Below are 16637 nucleotides of genomic sequence, written 5' to 3' on the forward strand. Positions count from 1 at the left end.
TCTTAAGCCGTAAGTACAAAACAATCTAAATAACCGACTTTTTCCGCATCGATTTTATTCATAGGTGTCGCGTTATGCCAAACATGGCGATCGTTAATTAGTGCAAACATGCCATCTTTTATTGCCATTTTAAAACAAGGCTCTACATCGCGATTTTCATATACTAATAACTCGCCACCTTCGATGTTTTCATGTGAAACCCCGCAAATACAAACATGGTCAAAACCATCTTGATGAATACCTTCAGGTGCTGGAGGCGTATCACTGTCAATCGCTAACATACGAAATTGATGAATTTCTATCTCAGAATCAAGGGGAATATTACTTAACTGACAAAACTCACTGACAATTTCATTCATGCCCGCAGTGGCTAGCAGCTCGTTAGAGAGATTTTCATAAACACGCTCAACATTACCTTGGAATTTGTTTATATCATCATTTTGCACAAACGCTTTTACTGGTTGTAGCGTCAACTGACCATTAATCATTTTAACCACTGAATAACGGCGCAAACGAAATGCACCATCAGCATACGGATTAGATGGCAGGTTATTAAAAGAGGGTTTTACTTGAGCAATGATGTTTTGATTTAAAAAACGTAGCTGCAATAAATTCTGGTTGTTTAAAGCACTCATATCTTTCCTACAAAAAGGCATATTTATTGGAAGAATTTTAATGCATTTAAATGGCAGATTTCTCGTCATTAAAACCAAATAATGCAAACTGTTTACTTTTTTTATCTCATAAAAACGGTTATTTTGATTTTTTTATCTAACAATAATTGTTTTACAATTTAATAACAACCAACAAAGGTCAGACCAGTAAGTTTTAAATCAAGACAAATTTATCTCTAACTATCGTTTATCTGCACCGATTTATCGCACAATAGTGCCGCAACTACTTAAAAATGATTATAGTGAACCCACTTCAAATTATCGGATAACCCCATGCTGAAAAAACTACTCACCTCAGCCTGCTTAATTGCGCTGAGTACGCAATTACATGCTCTTGAATTAGATAAAAAGAACATCAATTATATCGGACCAATTGCCGAGCACAGCCAACTAAAACCTTACGAAACCAGTCAACAAGCTGCAATATTGGCCAACCTAGCAACAGAGCTTACTAAAAACAGCACCAACATCAGTATTTTTGGTAACGAATTAACTTGGCAATCACTTGCTAGTGTTAAGCAGCTGACAGTACCTGGGATCCAAGCGCTCAAGTTTAGCGTTGCCGTTGAGCGCTTCACTCAAGGTAAAATGACCTTTGCAGGCATTGATAAAGGCACGTTATTTATTAATGGCGAGCCAAAAACACTCAGCGATAAGTCGATTGAGCTTTCCTTGCCAACCGGTGAATACCATTTACTTTTACTTGCAGAGCAAGTGGTTGATTGGAACAAAGTTACATTAGATTTTACAGGTAAAGCTGAGCACGATAAGGTCTCTCTTATTACAGAAAGTAATCAACTCTCAGCCAAGCAACTTTTTGATGCAACAACAATAAGCAACTTAAGCCTTGCTCCTGATGCGCAAGCTATGGTGATTACATCAATCCATTATGATGATAAAAATGGTGATAAAGCGGTTAAAACCACGCAGTTACGAGATGCGAAATATCAAGTACGTTATAGCTGGGATAATGGCGAAGCGTCTGGATTCACTTGGAGTCCAGATAATCAAAGCCTCATTTATGTTATCAACGGGCAACTACGCAGTCTTGATCGTAAAACCTTAGCGAGCAAGGTAATTACCGACAAATTAGACGGCGCAAGCAACTTTGCGTTTTTTGACCCACAAACCTTGATATTCTCGTGGTATAAAAGTGCACCTTCAAATAACGGCCTTACAAAACATTATCAAGGTTTAGAAGATCGCTGGTCGTATGCCCGTAATAGCAATCAAGTTTATTTACTCGATATTACTTCTGGTTTAATCCGACAAATAAGCAGTCAATCTCATAGCCATAGCTTGGAAGATTTTAATGCCGAGCGTAATACCGTCTTGTTAAGTCGTAATCCTATCGATTACCAAGCCCCACCACACATGCTAACGCAACTGGTTGAGGTAAACCTGGCCGACAATAGTGAAACACTCATTGGCCAATACCGTACTTTTAACCAAGCTCGTTATCATAAAAATGGTTTATTTATTAGTGCAGGTCCGGATTTTAGTCAAGGCGCTGGGCGTGCTATCGATGCCAGCTTATTAGCCAATAATTACGATGGTCAACTTTATAACGTCAGCTTCGATGGAAAAAAAGTCACTGCGCTATCAAAAGAATTTGATCCTGCTATCGAGAGCTTTAGCGTCCTTAATAACAAAGATGCTATTGTTTCGGTTACAGAAAAAGATACTAAACAGTTGTATTTATTTGACAGTAAAAAAAGCCAATTCAAAAAAGTTAATACTGACCTTGATGTCGTTGAGCGATTTGCAATCAGTAAAGATAAAAATCCGCAATTACTAGTAACGGGCAGCAATGCATCTTCAGCACAACGTTTGCAATACATTAATTTAAAAAAGAATAATGCAAAAACCTTATGGGATTCTCACGCTGAGTTTTACGCAAACTCTCACATCGCTAAACTTGAAGAGTTCAACTTTACTAATCAAGATGGCGTTGAAATTAGTGGTCGAGTGTATGTACCGCATGACCTTGATCAAAATAAAAAATATCCCGCATTAGTTTACTACTATGGCGGCACCTCACCAGTTACTCGTGGTTTCACTGGTCGTTATCCATTTAATTTATGGGCAGCAAATGGTTATGTCGTTTATGTTTTACAACCTACTGGAACAACAGGATTTGGCCAAGACTTTTCAGCTAAGCACGTAAATGCGTGGGGCGAATTTACGGCCAATGACATTATGCAAGGCACACAGGCATTCTTAAAATCGTATCCTTATGTCGATGCTAAAAAAGTAGGTAACTTAGGCGCTTCTTACGGTGGTTTTATGACCATGTTACTTGCCACAAAAACAGATATGTTTAGCGCTTCAATTGCCCATGCTGGTATTTCAAACATTACATCATACTGGGGCCAAGGTTGGTGGGGTTACTTATACTCTGGCGAGGCATCTAAAAACAGCTTCCCTTGGAACAATGCTGAACTTTACAGCCAGCGCAGCCCAGTGTTTCATGCCGATAAGGTAACAACGCCTCTTTTACTCATCCACGGCGATGCCGATACGAATGTACCAAAAGGTGAGAGCCATAACATGTACACCGCGCTTAAATTACTCAATAAGGATGTCGAGTTAGTTGAATACAAAGGTGCTGACCATCAAATAATTACTCGCGAGCAACGTTTTCACTGGTGGAATACCATGCTGGCTTATTTTGATGCCAAACTTAAAGACCAACCACAATGGTGGGACTCACTTTACCCAAAACAGTAAGTCAAATAGCAGTTCGTAAATGGGCTAACCGATTGTGTTAGTCCATTTTTAGGCATTTGGTTCGTATAATGGACTTTTAAGTCTATAATTGTTTACATTTACATACAAAATTACTATCGCCTTGTTTTTATGAACAAGTTAGATTGATGGTATAATTTTATTTCCCCAATATTTGTGATAAATAATAATGACAGTTAGAGTTTTATTGGTCGAAGATGACGAGTTACTAGTTAAGCGCATAGAAAGCCATTTTAATGGTAGCGGCTTCAACTTTGTAATTGATACGACAGGAACTCAAGCCCTAGAAATAGTACAAACCCGCCAGTTCGATCCCCTACAAGCGATTCAATTAGCCATTGTTGATATTGTTTTACCAGGTAAAGATGGTCTATTGCTCGCCAAAGAGCTTAATGCTTTTACTAATATTGGTGTCATTATGCTCTCAAGCCGCGATTCGCAATCAGACCGCATCGCAGGATTAGCGCAAGGTGCAGATGACTATATTTGTAAACCGGTTGATTTGTTAGAACTAGAGCTTCGGATGCGTGCATTGTGTAAACGTATAGTAGTTGAAAATGATGATTCAGAAGACTATATCGAATACGCTGATATTAAAGTTCACCCAGAGCATCGCACTTTAATTTGTGGTAATGGCGAAGAAATGCGCCTCACTGAAGCAGAGCATAAAGTACTTATTTGCTTGATTTCAAATGCTGGAAAAGCAACTTCTCGCGAAAAGCTGTCTGAAGAAATTGGTCAAACCGATTGGAGCCCAGCTGACAGAACCGTAGATGTGCTAATAGGTCGTTTACGAAAGAAACTTGGCGATGAGAAGGATCAAAAACGAATTGTGACGGTGCGAGGTAAAGGGTATATGATTTCATTGGGTTAATGAAATCATATAGTTAAATAAAGTAACCACTACCATGGCGCTATTTCAGAGTTCTCATAAGCCATCAAACGCTGCTCGAATGGCGCCATAAAATAGTCCTTACTCCATGCTTGTTTAACCGCTTGTTTTTGCAAAGAAACAGCATCTTCAAATTGACCTAATTTTGCATACGCAGCAGCCATAAATTCTAACATCCAAGGATCATCAATTTCATCAATAACCTCTTTCCCGAGCGCTATTGCTTGCTCTAATTCACTACGCATATTTGATGTGCGTGCGTATAGACCTGCCAGCTCTCGTTTAGCGATTAAACTTCCCTTACCTGATGCTTGCTGCAACCAATTCTCAACAAGCTGTTGCTCATCTGTTGTCAGCTCATCATTTTGCAAAATACATTTTGCTGCTTGTACTTGCGCAGGTAAAAATTCGTTCTTTGCAGCAACAGAAAGAAGTGGCAAATTACAGTTAGCCCCTAATAAAAATAAGCTTTCGGCGTGCCCTCCTTTTGCAGCTTCTTTACGCCAATAATCGGCTAACTGCTCTTTTGGTTTATTAACCACAGCCTTAATGCTGACATTGCTACGCGTTAAATAATTTGAAAAACGGGTATTTTTCGGTTCATTATTATAAAAAAACTCAACCAGATAAGGGCCTTGTTCAGCTTTTACCTTTTGTGGTTCTAAATAGGTTAATTGCCATTTTTCTAAAGTAGCGAGTGCATTATCAATTAGTTGCTGTGGAACAACATGGCTATAGAATGGCTTTTTCTTGCTCACTTTACCTTGAGGATCAACCCAAACCAAATAACTGAAATTATGAAAATTCCCCTCTATATCTTGATCATAACTGAAACTTGGTTGCATTTCGTCTTTAAAGAAAATTCGAATTGGTAACTCTTGTGCAGCAACAACTTGTTCAGGCGCCAACTCAACCACATATTCGACAACATCACCCATTAAAGTGAGCATACTGGCTAGCTCGGCTTGTGCATTAATATCACCGGCTTTTGCTTGGCCTAACAATTGTTTTTGTTTGCTGACAATATTAGCTTTCGTTTCAGGCGACATGCTGTCACTGCGAAATACACCACTAAACTGAGCATTAGTAAAAGTGCGCAAAGTACCGGATACTTTTAAAATTTGATAGCGAGAATTTTCTAATTTTTCTTTAATGCTTTGCCCAAATGCGGCATCAGGATAGGACTGCAGTAAGACTAAATCTCTTGGGACACCATTGCGATCAATATCGAATAAATACGAGGCAAAGCCTGGAATACCATCTCGCGTAAACCCAGACGGATATTCAGCATCAGGATTAATAGTCCGTTTTGGGGTTGGGTTAACACTTCGAGCATAAACAAATTTATTTTCTAAGTTATCAGTGCCTTTTGCGCCATAGAGCTTAATTAATGCTTGGGCTCTTTTTTCTGCTTCAAGTAATTGCGTTTCTGACAGTCTTTTCTCAACCGACAAACGTGCCTGTTTAGCCATCATAAAACCATTATCGAGTGCTAAAGTTAAGTAGCTATAAGCCATGATAGGATCTACCTTTACTCCTTGACCTCGAAGATATTGCACACCAATATTAAATTGGCTTTTTGCATGACCCAAATGAGCGGTATCTAAAAAAAGATTAAACGCTTGTTGATAATTTTGATTAAGATAGAGATCCATTGCTTTATTCGCATCTGCTACCGCTGGCACACTCAATAGTGAACCGAGTAAAAGCGCTAACCTTTTCATATCTTTCTCCTTATAAATATCAACAAACAGCATGTTAACAGTTGGTAAATTCAGGTGCAAACCACTAAGTGCAGAAAGTCATAATTAATACTGAGATAACTGGTTTAACAACCTTTCTAAAGCACGATAACCAATTGCTTCTTTTAAATGAGCTAATCGGATTTGAGGCTCTGCAGCTAAATCGGCAATGGTACGAGCAACTTTGATAATTCGATGATATGAACGAGGTGATAACCCTAGCTTTTCGCTCACTTGAGCTAAAAATTGTAATTCCTGCTCAGCTAAAAAACAATGTCTAGCGATTTCCTTATTACTCAATAGCCCATTAGCTTTTCCTTGGCGGTTTATTTGTATTTCATAGGCTGCAATAACTCGCCCTTTAACTTGCGCGCTAGACTCTGCATGTTCAACACTTTGAAGTTGTGCCGCCGGTAACCTCGGTAATTCAACCTGTAAATCGATTCGATCTAAAAACGGGCCAGATATTTTACTTAGATACTTTAATACTTGGTCAGGAGTTGAACGCTTATCGGTGTGACAACCTGTTGGACTGGGATTAAGTGCCGCAATAAGCTGAAAATTAGCAGGAAACTCAGCTTGACGAGCTGCTCGAGAGATCACCACTTTACCTGTTTCCATCGGCTCTCGCAGACTATCAAGTACCTTACGCTCAAATTCCGGCAGCTCATCTAAAAACAAAATCCCATTATGTGCCAAGCTAATTTCACCTGGCCGAGGATTCGATGAACCACCCACCAGCGCTACCGCTGAACACGTATGATGAGGATTTCGGTAAGGTCGCTTGCGCCAATTTGCTAATTCAATTTGCTGGCCAGTAATGGAATAAACTGCTGCGGTTTCAAGTGCTTCAGTGGTACTCATCTGCGGCATTATACCTGTCATACGCTGTGCCAACATCGACTTGCCGGTTCCTGGTGGTCCTAAAAACAATAAATTATGTTGACCAGCAGCGGCAATTTCTAACGCGCGTTTGCCTTGCTGCTGTCCTTTGACCTCATTAAGGTCAAGTATCGATTCAATCTCATTGTGAGGATCATTAGCCTGATAACCTTGATTAAAGGCAAGTGGAATTTGGCCACTTAAATCAAGCCAAACTTGCTGCAAACTCGTGCAAGATTTACGATTTGAACCTTCAATTAAACTGGCAAGTGGATCATTTTCACTTGGTAAGACACAACAACGATGTGCCGCAGTGGCAGCCATAACGCTTGGAATAATAGCCGATACAGTGCGGATTTCACCGCTGAGTGCGAGCTCACCATAAAACTCATAATGACCAATATCAGCACAAGTGAGTTGCTCAGACGCAATCAAAATACCAATGGCAATCGCTAAATCAAATCGCCCACCTTCTTTAGGTAAATCGGCAGGAGCAAGATTGACTGTAATTCGTTGATCTGGAAATGCAAATTGAGAATTAATTAGAGCGCTTCGTACCCTATCTTTCGCTTCTTTAACCGATGTTTCAGGTAAGCCAACGATATTAAATGAAGGTAAGCCATTTCCTAAATGAACCTCAACAATTACTTGCGGAGCTTGAATGCCAACTTGGGCACGAGAATAAATACGAGCTAAAGACATTCCATGTCCTTTAGTTTAAATAGATTTTTACAGTTTAGTTTGGTTATTACAAAACATCTAAGCACCAGCACTATTTTATCTAAGCTAAGCACAGGAAATTTCCAGCGCTAACAAAGTGGCATCCTCACTAAATATTAAGGATGCCACTTTTATTGAACATCATGTCTGTTAGAACCGATACCCTAAGTGGATACCCACTAAGCCTTTTGATTCAACTTCTTCTGTGCCAAAAATATCAAGCTTAGTTTTGTCATAAACCCGCACATCCGTGCGCCTTACACCGATACTTCCACCAAATGTCCAGCCCGATTGATCGACATTTTCAGAAAAGTAATTATAAGTTAAAGCTAAAAACCCCTTTTCACTGGTCAATACCTCACCTCCAACTGCAAAACCTACAATATGTCTACGGTCCGATGAGATAACATACTGATATCCCAAAGCTGCACCAATTAAACCTGCAGAAGCATATACAATATGCTTGTCATGCACTTGAGAATATTTTACCCCTAAAGCCCCACCATATTGATAGCCAGCTCCAACACTGACATCAGCATAGAGATTTTGTGAACAGCTCACAGCAAGCAAACTAAGCGCCATGACAAATTTTTTGATCATTAATACTTCCTTATGATTAATATTGGTATGTATCTAACCACTCTCTGATTTTTCGGGCTTTCGCATATGTTAAAGTCATATGTTCTTCATTGTTACTTGGATAGGCTGCAACTTCAGTCCAGTAATTTTCACTACCAGCTAGAGCTGAAAGAGTCGAAACGAAAGAGTGACGTTGACCTATTGTGACATAAGGTGTAATTGGATGCTCTTGCCCTGCAATTAAATCAGAGAAAACTTGATAAAAATCGGCGTAGCCACCCGATACGTTATCAACACTAGGTGTGGTATATACTTTAAAATATTCACTACCGCCATTATACCATGCTCGGTATAGCTTAAAATGAGACGTTAAAATCGAATTTGGAGCTCCTTGCGTACTACTCTGAGCACCATTAGTTAGTGCTAATGAAGGAATCGTTTGTACATGCCCTAAGCTCGCCAACTTGGATAAAAGTGCAGTTCTGTCACTAGAACCTGAAGGTGTATTGATGATCAGTTCATTGAACGTTTTAGTATTGAGTTTACTTATTATTGCTTCTAATTTCCTGCGCGCATCACGACAGACACCTTTTAAACCGCATAAACTAGTATCAATTTTGCTTAGTAATCGATTTGTATTGTCGAGAATAGAGCGCGGAAAATTCGAGCCAAGGTGAGGTGCATCAAATGAGACAAAAGTAGCTACTTTATTAAGCGAGCCTGTTTTTTCGAGCTCTCTTAAAGCAAAACGAGTTACCACTCCCCCCATCGATAACCCAACAAGTGATGTGGACGAGATCCCCGATTTGTCATTAATCACATCTAACAAACGTTTAACACCATCAGCATTGAACTCAACCCCTCTGTCCTGCTGTTTATAACGATATAAAATTACGTCATAACCTGCGCTTCTTAAACTAGTTGCAAGCCCCCCTTGATTGATATCACTATAAAATTGTTGTTCTGAATAACCAGAATCTTCAAGATTAACATTGTAAGGTTGCACCACAACGACTGGCTTATCTAGCTGCCCATCATTGCTTAAGTAGATATGGGCGGTACCATAGTAATACTTTGGATATTCAGACCACTGAAGACATGTTCGCTGAATAGCCTCTGCGTTATCAATAGAAGATGATTGATTAATCTTCGAACCAATAGTCCCCAAAGGCTCTTCACCTTCCCACCATTCACACGTACGTAACATTTCAGTGGAATTAATACTCCAAGTATTGCCGATACTACTTAAAGCCGAGGAAATAGCAGACTCAGTGCTATCATCGCTAAACATAGAGATTATATGGGAGGAATCAATCAGTAAGCCATACTCATCAGTTAGTGTTTGTTGTGCAAAGCTGCAAAAACTTGTCGTTGCAAATAGCGCAGTTAAGATGGTTTTTATTTTCAAAATTTATCTCCTTCATCATTTTTATAGAACCCAAAAAGGGTACGATATTTTTTTATTCTGACGAAGTCAATTTTTAACCTCTTTTTATTCTTTCCTGGTCAATCTGTTAAGTTGATTATTCTGTTACTGAAACGATAGCTAATACCACTAAAGTACAAAGCTGTCGCTCCTTAATAATAGTGATTTATAACTTAATTCCTTAGTCAACAAAGCTGACATCACCCTCTGCTTTGATAGAAAGCACACTTAAAAAATCATTTTCAATAATAGGATTTGTTATCTGATTCGCTTTGTGAACTTTAGCGTTTTACTTACTAAAAATATATTTCATTTTGCGCCACTCATGGTCCAAATTGGACTATTGCGCCAAACTGGTTTTATTCTTATGAGTAAAAGATGAAAAAAATAACTTAAAAAGGAAAACTAGCTACTCAGGGAATACCCCCTGTTGACTGGTATTGATACAAATTGGATAGATAGTTGAAACTATTTAATTCAATGATTATTTTATAAAAATGACGTTCAGTATGGCCTGCTCCTCATTGCTTTGAACAGCAGGCAAACTTTTTATTTAGTAATTTAATTGCAGATGTTAAAAATCAGTAATGATCAATTTGGATATTTAAAAACATGTAAGCTCAAGCGCCATTTTATAGCTGCTGCACGAAGTGATAAAGTCGCCAGCATCCCGGCAATCATGGCTATTTCTTTGGCGATATCAAAATTTAAACATTGGGTATAAACAATCCCGCCAAAAATACAAGTTGTTGCATACAATTCACTTTTTAATACCATAGGTGTTGAACGAGCAAGCACATCGCGGATCATGCCACCAAAACAACCCGTAATCACTCCCATCACCACTGCTGTGATATTAGGCATACCGTAATCTAGCGCTTTTTGGACGCCCATAACGACAAAAAATGCTAGGCCCAGCGCATCTGCACTTTCAATTATAATTTTACGCATACTCCCGCGCTTATTAAGCCAAAAAATAGTTAATAACGAGGCACCTAAAATTGAGTAAAGATAACTAGGATTATGTAACCAAAATACCGGCGCATCGAGAATGACATCTCGAATGGTACCACCACCAATGCCTGTCACAGCAGCGAGCACTATCACACCAAAACCATCAAGCTTTTTACGATGAGCTACCAATGCGCCTGATATCGCAAAAACCGCAACACCTATTAAATCAAACCAATGAAACCACGCTTCCATAACACTCTCAAAAATTAACTTATTGTAAGACAAACAAAAAAGCTAGACAAAATAAGTCTAGCCTTACAGATTACCTCAATACAATGTGATTGCAATTATAGATCTAGATCTATTGTTCTAACTGATTAAAATTTCTCTTTTAAGAGCTCAAATTGCTGTTTAAATGTTAAGTGACGCTTATCACCAAGCCCCGCTTTTTGGGTTAAAGAAAATAAACTTTGCTCTATATCGAGCAGATAATTCTCAAAAGACAGATCTTTGCTGACCAACTTTAACGCTTGGTGTTGCGCATACAAATTATCAATCCGATTTAAGTGATGTTGGATTTCATCACGCTTCATTTCAATCGCTTGGTAATCACGGTTATTCGTTTTGGCAAATAAGACGCTATCATCTAACAATGTTCGCACTTGTGCATAGGTACTTGGCAACATGCTTGCCTTGTCTGAATTTGCGATAACCTTAATTTCAGCAATAACTTGCGCTAAATAAAACTCAACCACTGCATTCTTCTCAAGGTCGAGTTGATTTGCCAACATGGTCGGTAAGTACGCCTCAACTTGGACATCTTGACCTTGCGCTAACATCCCAGTTAATTGCTGATATTTAGCATTTAACTTGCCAAATTGCTCAGGAAAGCTCTTTGCAGTATCGAGATTATTTAATACGGTAAAGTTATCTCTAACAGGCTTTAAGACCAATAAAATCCGATCCTTAACTTGAGTGGCTGCGGTAATTAACTCAAATATTTTTGCACTACTGGCATTTATTTTCTGTAAATTTGTTTGAGAGGAAAACAAGGAGCTACGGCTTAATATATTGGATTTGTCTGCCTGAATTTTTGAAAAGTCAGCCTCGAGCTCTTGCCAAAGTTTTTGTGCTTCGGTAACTCGTGTTTTATCAAACGCATTTAACTCTTCATTTTCGGCGATGTTAATTTGTTCTTTAGCAATGCTAAAGCTTTTATTCGCTTCATTAAATGCAGCTGCAATTTGCTCAGGGGTGGCATCTGGGCCCATGATGTTCGAAGTCAAACTTCCTAAATCATCCTGGACTGACTCCAACGTTTTACAACCAGGTAAAAGCAATACTAATGCGGTCAAAATTATTGGTAAAATCTTCATATTAATAGCTCCAGTGGATCCCAGCTGTCACAGCAACATTACTGTATTCAATTTCTGGTACACGCACTCTACCACCACTGTCTAACGTATCCGTCACCGCCTTGCGCTCTTTATAAAGCGCATCAACTCCAAGCATTAAAGCCATATTGTCAAATACATGATAACGCACCCCTGCTTTTGCGCTCACCCCATAACCATTAAAACTATCTGTTAATGTAGTTGTTTCATATTGAGTATTTTGCGTTTGTGAATACATAGGTGTGCTTAATTCACCATCAATATACCAACTTACTTTATTAAAACTATCAGCAAGATGGCTGTCATACCTTAATGCTGCAACTAACAGCACCCCCATTTGATCTTCACTGACTGAAACGACAGGCACCAAATAATTAGGGTTATTTTGTTGCGCGCTATCACGATCATCATACCCTTGGCCCGGTAAAACAAAACGTGCTACCACATCATCGGAAGGATCAGCTAAGGCAATCAACGCTTTATCAAATGCATCAGCACCTGGCTGTACAAATTTAAAATTAGAACGAGTGAAGCTTGAGGTATAAATTTTACCGCCAAACGTAAATTGCATCGCTTTTGATAAGTTATAGGCCGCTTTAACACCTATCTCATTGGCTTTTAACTTAAAGGCATTTTCTTGAATATCACCAAATTCACCTATACCCCAAGTTTCTGTTTCTATTTCAGTCGCGATTGTGGCAGCGCTTTCGATATAAAATCCCCAATTTTCATTAATACCAGAATAAGAGATCTGTCGAATAGCTGGATTCATCACAGAAACCGATTGCTCTAACCTCCCAAGCCCTGCGACTTCCCCCAGTGACTCGCTGTAATGTATAGCCTCAAAACCAATTTTAACTTCAGAAAAAGAGGGATTACTGTTTGCATTTGCCAAAAATGGAATGGTTAATAAACCGATTAAATAGTTATATTTCATTTTCAAACCTAAAAAGGCACTCAAAGAGTGCCTTATCCTTATTTTTTAATTACAGTTGAACTGCATGTTTTGGACGAACAGTATTAAGCAATATTTTGTTTTGAGAGACTTTTTGTATTGAAGCATCAATAAAGTCATGATTTACAGGATCGTTACCTGCTGCAACGGGTTGATCCCAGCTAAATAACTTGATATCAAAGCCTGTGCCATTTAACGCCGTAGGTGAAAAAATAAAGCCTGCACTTTCAGTTCCTGTATCCGGCGTTATTTCATTAACTAACAATTGGCCTTGCTCCATGCGCCACTGATATGCAATTGCATCTACACCGCTACCAAGCAACATATTGCCTCCAGATTGCAGGCTAAAAGGTACATTCTGGCCATTGGCCAATAAATTGTATGAGCCAAGCACACTCGCTTCATTAAAATAAGGCTGCGTTGTTGTTACTGAAGTACGTTTCATAGCACCAAACTCATTATTATCCTTCCAAAGCAATCTATCGCCTTGAGAGCGCACAATGGCATCAGAACTAGAATCTGCTATTTGATCGACAAATGGTGTCCAAGTGAAATATCCTGTTGTTGCATTATGAGTATAATTTGACGCTCTAATTCCAAAATTGCCAACTTCGTGCTCAAGCTCAACAACAACTCCTTCATTTAGCATCACAGTTGCAAAGAAACGATTATTCGAAATATCGCCCCCGGTATATCCACCAACCAATGAATTAGAAGCTGAAATCACCCTTTTTAGGTTAAGTACTTCACCATCAGATGCCATAATAGTTAAATTATCACCTGCGACGGTAATTGTATGGGTCAGATCAGAGTCATAACCTAAAACCCCATTGGTATCTTCTAAGATATCAACACTAAAAGAGCCACTTGCTTGATCCCAAGTGAAATTACCGATTTCATAACCTGGGAACTCATCTGCCGTACCAAGGTCATCCACTGCAAACTCAACTTGAATCCATTTACCATTTTGCAAGATTAGAATAAATTCAGGTATTGTCGGGTCATACCAGGTGCCATCTAATGGGTGGCTTTGCGCTACAGGGGTGGTAGCATCAGTTATCGCCATTTCTTTATTTAAGTATAGTTTTACTGTTTCACCTGCTGCACACGAGCCACCAGCAGTAAAACGGCATACCGTTAAGAAGTTACGATCAAACGCCTTAATTTCATAAAAATAAGTTTGGTTTGCAATTGTAGTTTGAAGTTGGCCTTGTTTCACCTTATAGGTACCAACCGCATCACCAGCACCCCACTCTTTGGCATAAATATTATATTGAGTTGGTTGCCCGGTAACATACACTTCATTAAATGAACGAGTGTTAACCACGCCTTGCTCTACGGTATAAAGATTAAGACCATAGAGCCAATATCCAGCAAACTCTGCCACTCCCTGCGTTGGGGTATAGAGATAACTTAATACATCATTAGAAACGAAGGTTAATCCTGTTGGACCGGTATAAACCCCATTAGTCCAATTATTGCTATCATCGATTGGGTTGTCATTCTCAAACCAATTTCGAGTCACCAAGTAGTTATCGCCATCAACAGCTAACAATTTATGCACAACAGTTCGAGCTAACTGACATTGATACGTTGCAGGACATTTACCCACCAAACCTAAATCTGGGTGATAAAAGCGATCTCTAACCAATTCACCACTTTTTAATCCCCAACTATCTCTATTTAACTGTAAATTGATAGTCATAGAACCATCGTCGTAAAAATCAAGATCACCGTAATTGCCAGGCACTTTAAAGCCCAAATCAATCGACCAACGACCAACCGCGCTATTCACATTAAGAAATACATCTTCTTGCTTTATCATTAAGCCTGTACGAGTTAATACTGACTGGGCATCTTGAGTAATAACATTACTGCTAAACTGATAGCCTTTATTAATATCTTTAAATAACCACAATTGATGGGTAAAGGTATCACCCAATATTTCTAAGCGGTTTGCAACTAGCTGCCACTGAAAGGCTAAACTAACTGAGCCATCTGTAAAAAATAGTTCACCACTACCATCATTTTGAAAAACAAATTGACCAGCAAATAACTGACCATTATTTTGAATGAGATCATCAATATACCAGCTACCTTCAATGTCGGCAGCACTGACCGTTAGGGTTTGATTTTTATCTATCATGGTCATCAAAGAGTTAGTAGCAGTCTCTTGAACAACTTGGTTTAAATTAATATCAATCACTTGCTCTTTATAAAACCATTCAATACTTCTTGATGTTTTATCTTCAGCTAAAATTCTAAATTTATGATTGATAGCTTGATAGCGACAATTATCAATAAAGGTATTATTGATACTGCACGAGCCAGATAAAATATTTACTAAAGGCGAAACACTATTTAGAGTGACAAAACCATCGGCTGCTTGTACCCAAGTAATTGCAACTTTGGTCTCACCAGTTAATGTTCCTGTCCCATCTTGGTTCAGGTCTAGTTGCGTACTTTTTGCACCATAATATTGCGGACTAGTAATTAAATATTGACCTGCTAACGGTAAGCTCCCATTGTCAACTAAGGTATCGTCTTTTTTAATTTCTTCGATGGTTTTATCAATCAAAGTCGGATCAACTTGATTAACTTGTATAATAAATTCGCTTGAGGTTTTAACATCATCAACTAAATCAAATGTTGATGTCACACCCTCAGGCAAAACAAATGTATTATCGTCAGAATCAACCACGATTTTAATCAGTGCTGCGAGCGTTAATTTTTCTTGCGCATCAATAGCAAGACGGGCAATGGCTAACTCTTGTTCATTGGTAGGAATTTGCCCAGCTCGGGTAAATAGCGCATATTCAGCAGTACTAACATTCGTTACATTGACGCCAAATAACTCATCTTTATTCAGTACAGCATCCTCTCCTGCAGCGCTTAGTAACACGCTCACTGAATTAAGTTGTGAATAGAATTCAACTTCAGGGTTATTTGCGTTGTCCCCAATACCGTACAACTGCACCAATGTATTTTGTGCTGACTCATCAACCGTTAAAGTGACTGAATACACCCCATTCGCATCAGATGTGGCTGCAAACTCTTCATCACCAACCTTAGCTGTAATAGTGGCGTTTGCTAAAGGCTTATCTGTGATTAACCCTGTAATGGTCACTGTTGATACTTTACGTTTAATGGTAATCGCATAATCAGCAGACGCCGTAGCCCCTTGATTATCGGTTACTAAAACAGACAGTACGAGATTTTTATCTGCATCAACATCCGGAGCAGTAAAGCTGAATTCAGACGCATTATTAATACCCAAATCAAAAGTTGGTCCAGACTTAATTGACCACGCATAACTTGCAATTGAACCATCAGCATCCGTTGCTTGGGCTGTTAGCTTTAAGGATTTACCTTCTTCTACTGACTTATCACCAGAGATAGAAACCTGAGGTTTTTGATTTTGTACTACAGGAGGGTTGACCGTATCATCACTACTATCACTTCCACCACAACCACTTAATAACAAGGCTGCAGAAAAACATGCAAGTAATGAAAATGATTTCATTGCAGGGTGAATATTCATTTTTCATTCCAATTGATAAATTAATTATAAATAAAAAGGTAACGCTAAACGGAACATTACCTTCGGTCACCAAAGTAATCGTAAAAGCAACTGCTTACGTCTTACTTATTTCGTTGCATTTGCCTGCATT

The 16637-nt window shown here is 38.8% G+C and carries 11 protein-coding genes; 2 read left to right on the forward strand and 9 right to left on the reverse strand.

Features of this window, described 5'->3' with window-relative positions; translation table 11 throughout:
- Nucleotides 1–2: 2 nt before the first annotated feature.
- Nucleotides 3–635, reverse strand: coding sequence for a 2OG-Fe dioxygenase family protein (locus PTUN_RS15760; RefSeq protein ID WP_009840558.1), 633 nt, complete (start codon nucleotides 633–635; stop codon nucleotides 3–5).
- A gap of 312 nt (nucleotides 636–947) precedes the next feature.
- Here PTUN_RS15760 and PTUN_RS15765 point away from each other — a divergent pair, with 312 nt between their 5' ends.
- Complete coding sequence (locus tag PTUN_RS15765; protein ID WP_009840560.1) at nucleotides 948–3404, forward strand: alpha/beta hydrolase family protein; 2457 nt, start codon at nucleotides 948–950, stop codon at nucleotides 3402–3404.
- 187 nt (nucleotides 3405–3591) lie between these two features.
- A complete protein-coding gene (locus PTUN_RS15770; protein WP_009840561.1) occupies nucleotides 3592–4296 on the forward strand; it encodes a response regulator transcription factor in 705 nt (234 codons plus the stop codon).
- A 29-nt stretch (nucleotides 4297–4325) separates the two neighbouring features.
- Here the strand turns inward: PTUN_RS15770 and PTUN_RS15775 are convergent, their stop codons facing one another.
- The 8 genes from PTUN_RS15775 to PTUN_RS15810 all read right to left on the reverse strand — a co-directional run bounded on the left by PTUN_RS15775 (nucleotide 4326) and on the right by PTUN_RS15810 (nucleotide 16507).
- Complete coding sequence (locus tag PTUN_RS15775) at nucleotides 4326–6038, reverse strand: tetratricopeptide repeat protein (RefSeq protein ID WP_040644336.1); 1713 nt, start codon at nucleotides 6036–6038, stop codon at nucleotides 4326–4328.
- 84 nt (nucleotides 6039–6122) lie between these two features.
- On the reverse strand, nucleotides 6123–7640 hold the full coding sequence (locus PTUN_RS15780; protein ID WP_009840563.1) for a YifB family Mg chelatase-like AAA ATPase: 1518 nt from the start codon (nucleotides 7638–7640) through the stop codon (nucleotides 6123–6125).
- Nucleotides 7641–7808: 168 nt separating this feature from the next.
- Nucleotides 7809–8258: a hypothetical protein gene (locus tag PTUN_RS15785; RefSeq protein ID WP_009840564.1), complete on the reverse strand. Its 450-nt coding sequence runs from the start codon at nucleotides 8256–8258 to the stop codon at nucleotides 7809–7811.
- 16 nt (nucleotides 8259–8274) lie between these two features.
- Nucleotides 8275–9645 carry an esterase/lipase family protein gene (locus PTUN_RS15790; protein ID WP_009840565.1) on the reverse strand — a complete coding sequence of 457 codons (1371 nt, stop codon included), beginning with the start codon at nucleotides 9643–9645 and terminating at the stop codon, nucleotides 8275–8277.
- A 609-nt stretch (nucleotides 9646–10254) separates the two neighbouring features.
- Nucleotides 10255–10869: a trimeric intracellular cation channel family protein gene (locus tag PTUN_RS15795; RefSeq protein ID WP_009840566.1), complete on the reverse strand. Its 615-nt coding sequence runs from the start codon at nucleotides 10867–10869 to the stop codon at nucleotides 10255–10257.
- Nucleotides 10870–10994: 125 nt separating this feature from the next.
- Nucleotides 10995–11993 (reverse strand): hypothetical protein, encoded by a 999-nt coding sequence (locus PTUN_RS15800; RefSeq protein WP_009840567.1) that lies wholly within the window; start codon nucleotides 11991–11993, stop codon nucleotides 10995–10997.
- A gap of 1 nt (nucleotide 11994) precedes the next feature.
- Nucleotides 11995–12948, reverse strand: coding sequence for a hypothetical protein (locus PTUN_RS15805; protein ID WP_009840568.1), 954 nt, complete (start codon nucleotides 12946–12948; stop codon nucleotides 11995–11997).
- Nucleotides 12949–12997: 49 nt separating this feature from the next.
- Complete coding sequence (locus PTUN_RS15810) at nucleotides 12998–16507, reverse strand: carboxypeptidase-like regulatory domain-containing protein (RefSeq protein WP_009840569.1); 3510 nt, start codon at nucleotides 16505–16507, stop codon at nucleotides 12998–13000.
- Nucleotides 16508–16637 lie beyond the last annotated feature (130 nt).

Origin of the sequence: Pseudoalteromonas tunicata, assembly GCF_002310815.1 — a bacterium.
Taxonomy (GTDB): domain Bacteria; phylum Pseudomonadota; class Gammaproteobacteria; order Enterobacterales; family Alteromonadaceae; genus Pseudoalteromonas; species Pseudoalteromonas tunicata.

Excerpts from the sequence above, each read along its gene's own strand:
- PTUN_RS15760 (WP_009840558.1), bottom strand. The coding sequence starts at position 635 with ATGAGTGCTTTAAACAACCAGAATTTATTGCAGCTACGTTTTTTAAAT.
- PTUN_RS15765 (WP_009840560.1), top strand. The coding sequence starts at position 948 with ATGCTGAAAAAACTACTCACCTCAGCCTGCTTAATTGCGCTGAGTACG.
- PTUN_RS15770 (WP_009840561.1), top strand. The coding sequence starts at position 3,592 with ATGACAGTTAGAGTTTTATTGGTCGAAGATGACGAGTTACTAGTTAAG.
- PTUN_RS15775 (WP_040644336.1), bottom strand. The coding sequence starts at position 6,038 with ATGAAAAGGTTAGCGCTTTTACTCGGTTCACTATTGAGTGTGCCAGCG.
- PTUN_RS15780 (WP_009840563.1), bottom strand. The coding sequence starts at position 7,640 with ATGTCTTTAGCTCGTATTTATTCTCGTGCCCAAGTTGGCATTCAAGCT.
- PTUN_RS15785 (WP_009840564.1), bottom strand. The coding sequence starts at position 8,258 with ATGATCAAAAAATTTGTCATGGCGCTTAGTTTGCTTGCTGTGAGCTGT.
- PTUN_RS15795 (WP_009840566.1), bottom strand. The coding sequence starts at position 10,869 with ATGGAAGCGTGGTTTCATTGGTTTGATTTAATAGGTGTTGCGGTTTTT.
- PTUN_RS15800 (WP_009840567.1), bottom strand. The coding sequence starts at position 11,993 with ATGAAGATTTTACCAATAATTTTGACCGCATTAGTATTGCTTTTACCT.
- PTUN_RS15805 (WP_009840568.1), bottom strand. The coding sequence starts at position 12,948 with ATGAAATATAACTATTTAATCGGTTTATTAACCATTCCATTTTTGGCA.
- PTUN_RS15810 (WP_009840569.1), bottom strand. The coding sequence starts at position 16,507 with ATGAATATTCACCCTGCAATGAAATCATTTTCATTACTTGCATGTTTT.